Annotated in this window: 4 protein-coding genes; all 4 read right to left on the reverse strand. The window is 47.0% G+C overall.

What is annotated here, in order from left to right:
• Positions 1-1,552 (reverse strand): acyl-CoA dehydrogenase family protein (locus QZ735_RS02725; RefSeq protein ID WP_294243908.1); only part of this gene is annotated, 1,552 nt, incomplete at its 3' end.
• Positions 1,553-1,809: 257 nt separating this feature from the next.
• Positions 1,810-2,988: an acetyl-CoA C-acyltransferase gene (locus QZ735_RS02730; RefSeq protein ID WP_294243910.1), complete on the reverse strand. Its 1,179-nt coding sequence runs from the start codon at positions 2,986-2,988 to the stop codon at positions 1,810-1,812.
• Positions 2,989-3,034: 46 nt separating this feature from the next.
• Entirely contained in the window at positions 3,035-3,388 is a 354-nt protein-coding gene (locus QZ735_RS02735) for a four helix bundle protein (RefSeq protein WP_294243911.1), read from the reverse strand.
• A gap of 48 nt (positions 3,389-3,436) precedes the next feature.
• The coding region (locus tag QZ735_RS02740) for an enoyl-CoA hydratase/isomerase family protein (RefSeq protein WP_294243912.1) at positions 3,437-4,265 on the reverse strand (829 nt) is incomplete at its 5' end.

The following is a 4,265-nucleotide window of genomic DNA, read 5'->3' on the forward strand; positions in this document are numbered from 1 at the left end:
AATGTTTCTCTGCTCTCAGTACGGCAGATTCCGCCATGTAGATCTGGTTCAGGATTTCGGAGGCATTCAGCAGGAGATGCTGCTGTTTTTCAATTTCCATCATGTATTTCTGAAGGGCCGCACCGGAAACCATTAAGAATACTTTCTTCAGGTTGGCGATCAGGGCTTTTTCCTCACTCATGAAGGCTGAATAATCAGGCACTTCAAAAGAAGGGATGCCCATCAGTTCTTTGCCGATCGCCATGGCAGGAGAAAGAAGATCAAGCTCTCCCTTCATCGCTCTCTTGATCAGCATACCTACGGAAAGCAGTCTGTTGATTTCGTTGGTCCCTTCGTAGATTCTTGAAATCCTGGAATCTCTCCAGGCCGCTTCCATCGGGGTGTCTTCAGAGAATCCCATTCCGCCGTAGACCTGGATGCCTTCATCTGCCGTATGCTGTGCCAGATCTGAAACAAATACTTTGAGGATAGAGCATTCCACGGCAAATTCTTCAACTCCCTTCAGCTCGGCGGCCTGATGATCCAGTCCGCCTTCCACCAGCTCCTGGATTTTATCCTCGATATTTTTGGCTGCCCTGTAGGATCCGGCTTCGCTTACAAAAACACCGGTTGCCATTTCTGCGATTTTTTTTCTGATGGCTCCGAATGTGGAGATAGAAACCCCGAACTGTTTTCTTTCGTTTGAATACTGGATAGAGTGGTTCAGTATTCTTCTCTGGGCATCAAGACATGCGGCTGCCAGCTTGATCCGGCCTACATTCAGTGCATTCAGAGCGATCTTGAATCCGTTGTTTCTTTCACCCAGCAGGTTCTCTGCAGGAACTTTCATATCATTAAAGAACACCTGGCGGGTAGAAGAGGCCCGGATTCCCAGTTTATGTTCCTCTTCGCCAAAAGTAAGGCTTTCCGGATTTTCAAGCTCTGAACGGTTGATCACAAAACCCGTGATGTTTTTATCGTCTTCTATCTTGGCAAACAGGGTGAAGGTATCAGCAAATCCGGCATTGGAGATCCACATTTTCTGTCCGTTGATGATATAATGTTTTCCGTCATCAGAAAGTTTTGCCTTGGTCTTTCCGGAGTTGGCGTCAGACCCTGCATCCGGTTCGGTCAGGCAATAGGCCCCGAATTTCGTGCCGGCTGCCAGATCCGGCAGGTATTTCTGCTTTTGGTCTTCCGTTCCGTACAAGACAATCGGAAGGGTTCCGATTCCCGTATGTGCTCCGTAAGCCGTAGCCAGGGAACCGGTAACTCCGGAAAGGTAGTCGCAGGCCAGCATGGTGGTCACAAATCCCATTCCCAGGCCTCCGTACGCTTCCGGAACGGCAATTCCCAGCATTCCCATTTCTCCCAGCTTGCGCATCACCTCTTCCGTGAATGCATAATCTTTTTTTTCAAACCGCTCCTTCTGGGGAACCACTTCCCGGTCTATAAATTCTTTTGCAGAATCCCGGAGCATTTTCTGTTCTTCATTCAGCTCTTCCATGCTGAAGATTTCGTTGGCAGGAATTTCCCTGATCAGGAATTCACCGCCTTTTGTTACATTTCCCATTTAATACTGTTTTTTTTATTTTTGAACGGATGAATGACAGGCAGACAGACTGCAGACTGTCACCGATACATACTCAGCCGATGTCGCATCTGTTTTGCAGGCATTGCAGCTTTTGAAATTTGAACGAAACAGAACTGTTTCCTGTTGATTCTGTTTTGCAGGCAAAGCCTGTTTCAGGTATCGAGAAGTTCTTGTTTCTTTACCATGCATCAGCCAATCACCCTTCTGTTATCTGCTTTCCATTTTCCATTTCCATGTTACAGGAGCTCGAACACACTGGCTGCGCCTTGTCCGGTACCCACACACATGGTAACCATTCCGTATTTGTTGCCGCGTTTTCTCATTTCATCCAGCAGCTGAACGGTCAGTTTGGTTCCGGTACATCCCAGCGGATGGCCCAGTGCAATGGCTCCTCCGTTAACGTTCAGGATATCAGGATTAAGGTCCAGTTCTTTTTTAATGGCTACCGATTGGGAAGCAAACGCTTCATTCATTTCAATCAATTCAATATCCTTCAGTTGCAGTCCGGCCTGTTTCAGGGCCTTCGGAATGGCATACAAAGGGCCCATTCCCATAATCCGTGGCTCCAGTCCGGCTGCCGCATAGGAAACCAGCCTGGCTTCCGGTTTCAATCCCAGTTCATTTACTATTTCTTCGCTCATCACCATGACAAATGCTGCCCCATCGCTCATCTGGGAAGAGTTTCCCGCCGTTACGCTGCCTCCGTTGGCAAAAACAGGCTTCAGTTTTGCCAGTCCTTCCAGCGAAGTATCTGCCCTGGGGCCTTCATCCACAGAAAAATCAAACTTTTTAGTCTGCATCTTTTGGTTTTCGTCCAGAAAATTATACTCAACCGGAACCGGAACGATCTGACTGGCAAATCTACCTTCCGCATTTGCCTGCAAAGCTTTCCGGTGAGATTCAAAAGCAAACTGGTCCTGCTCCTCACGGGTGATCCTGTACTGCTTGGCTACTTCTTCCGCAGTGTATCCCATTCCCCAGTAATAGTCAGGATTGGTTTTGGCAATCCGGGTTTCCGGCACCGGCTTGTATCCTCCCATCGGGATGTAGGACATGGATTCCGTACCGCCGGCAATAATGCAGTCGGCCATTCCGGCCTGGATTTTTGCAGAAGCAATGGCAATGGCTTCACTTCCGGATGCACAGTACCTGTTGACGGTAACGCCCGGAACTTTGTCGGTATTCAGTCCCATCAGGGAAATCAGCCGGGCAACATTCAGTCCCTGCTCAGCTTCGGGCATGGCATTTCCTACAATCAGGTCATCAATCCTGTTTTTGTCCAGCTGCGGGAGTTCGGCCATGAGCTTTTCAATCACGGTAGCGGCCATCACATCCGGACGGGTGAATCTCAGGCTTCCCTTCGGGGCTTTCCCGACGGCTGTTCTGAATCCTTTTACGATATATGCTGTTTTCATAAATTGTATAATGTATTAATGTATAATGTACAATGTATCTTAAGTCTTAACTTGAATAAACCTGTTTCAGTTTAATAATCATATTTTGTATATGCTGTACGTCGCGGAGAGTCATCTGAAATTTATCTTCGGCAAAAAATCCACATTCTTTCGCAATTATTATCTGAGTTTCAAACTCAAAAGAAGAGCCTAAAGCTATATTTAAAAAATGTGAAAATTGAGCATTTGTATCTCTTCCTGCACCTTCCGCAATGTTGGACGGGATGGAATACAAAGATCTTCTCGACTGAGAGGTAAGACCAAATAGCTCATCTCTGGGAAATTCTACTGAAAAGAAATAGAAGGTCTTGCAAAGCTGAATTGACCTTTTCCAAACTTCAAGCTGGCGAAAATCATGCATAATAAAAAATACTTTTTACGTTAATACTTTTTACATATTACAAATAATTTAGTTCCTAAGCGGTTTTCCGTTCTGCAGCATGTACTGAATCCTTTCCAGCGTTTTCCTTTCTCCGCAAAGCTGCAGGAAGGTTTCCCTTTCGAGGTTCAGGAGATACTGTTCGGTAACCACGGTGGGTTCGGAAAGGTTTCCGCCTACCATGACGTTGGCTAATTTATCGGCAATTTTCTTGTCGTGTTCGGAGATGTAGTTTCCGGTAAGCATCTGATCGGTGCCGACGTAGAACATTCCGAGGGCATCTTTTCCCAGTACTTTTACTTTCTGTTCGACCGGTTGAGTGTAGCCATGTTCTGCAAGGCTTTTGGCCAGCATTTTAGCGGTTTTGATCTGCGTTCTTTTATCTACCGAAACAATGTCTTTTCCGTGTTCGAGAATTCCCATATCATAGGCTTCATAAGCAGAGGTCGCTACTTTACCCATGGCAATGTTCATGAATGCATCGCGGAGCCTGTTGTTTTTCACGTCGTCGTTATGGAATTCCCTGGAAGTTCTGAGCGTCAGTTCCTTAGTTCCGCCGCCGCCGGGAATAACACCCACTCCGGTTTCTACCAGTCCGATATAAGTTTCTGCTGCAGCCACCACCCGGTCGGCATGCATGGTCATTTCACAGCCTCCGCCTAAGGTCATTCCGTGGGGAGCAACGACTACAGGAATGGAGGAATAGCGTACCCGCATCATGGATTTCTGGAAATAGGCGATGGCCATATTCAGGTCATCCCAGTCCTGTTCAATAGCCATCATCAGGATCATGGCCAGGTTGGCTCCTACGGAGAAATTGGTTCCCTGGTTGCCGATAACCAGTCCGTCATATTCTTTT

Source organism: uncultured Chryseobacterium sp., assembly GCF_913776365.1.
In the GTDB taxonomy this organism is placed as follows: Bacteria; Bacteroidota; Bacteroidia; order Flavobacteriales; family Weeksellaceae; genus Chryseobacterium.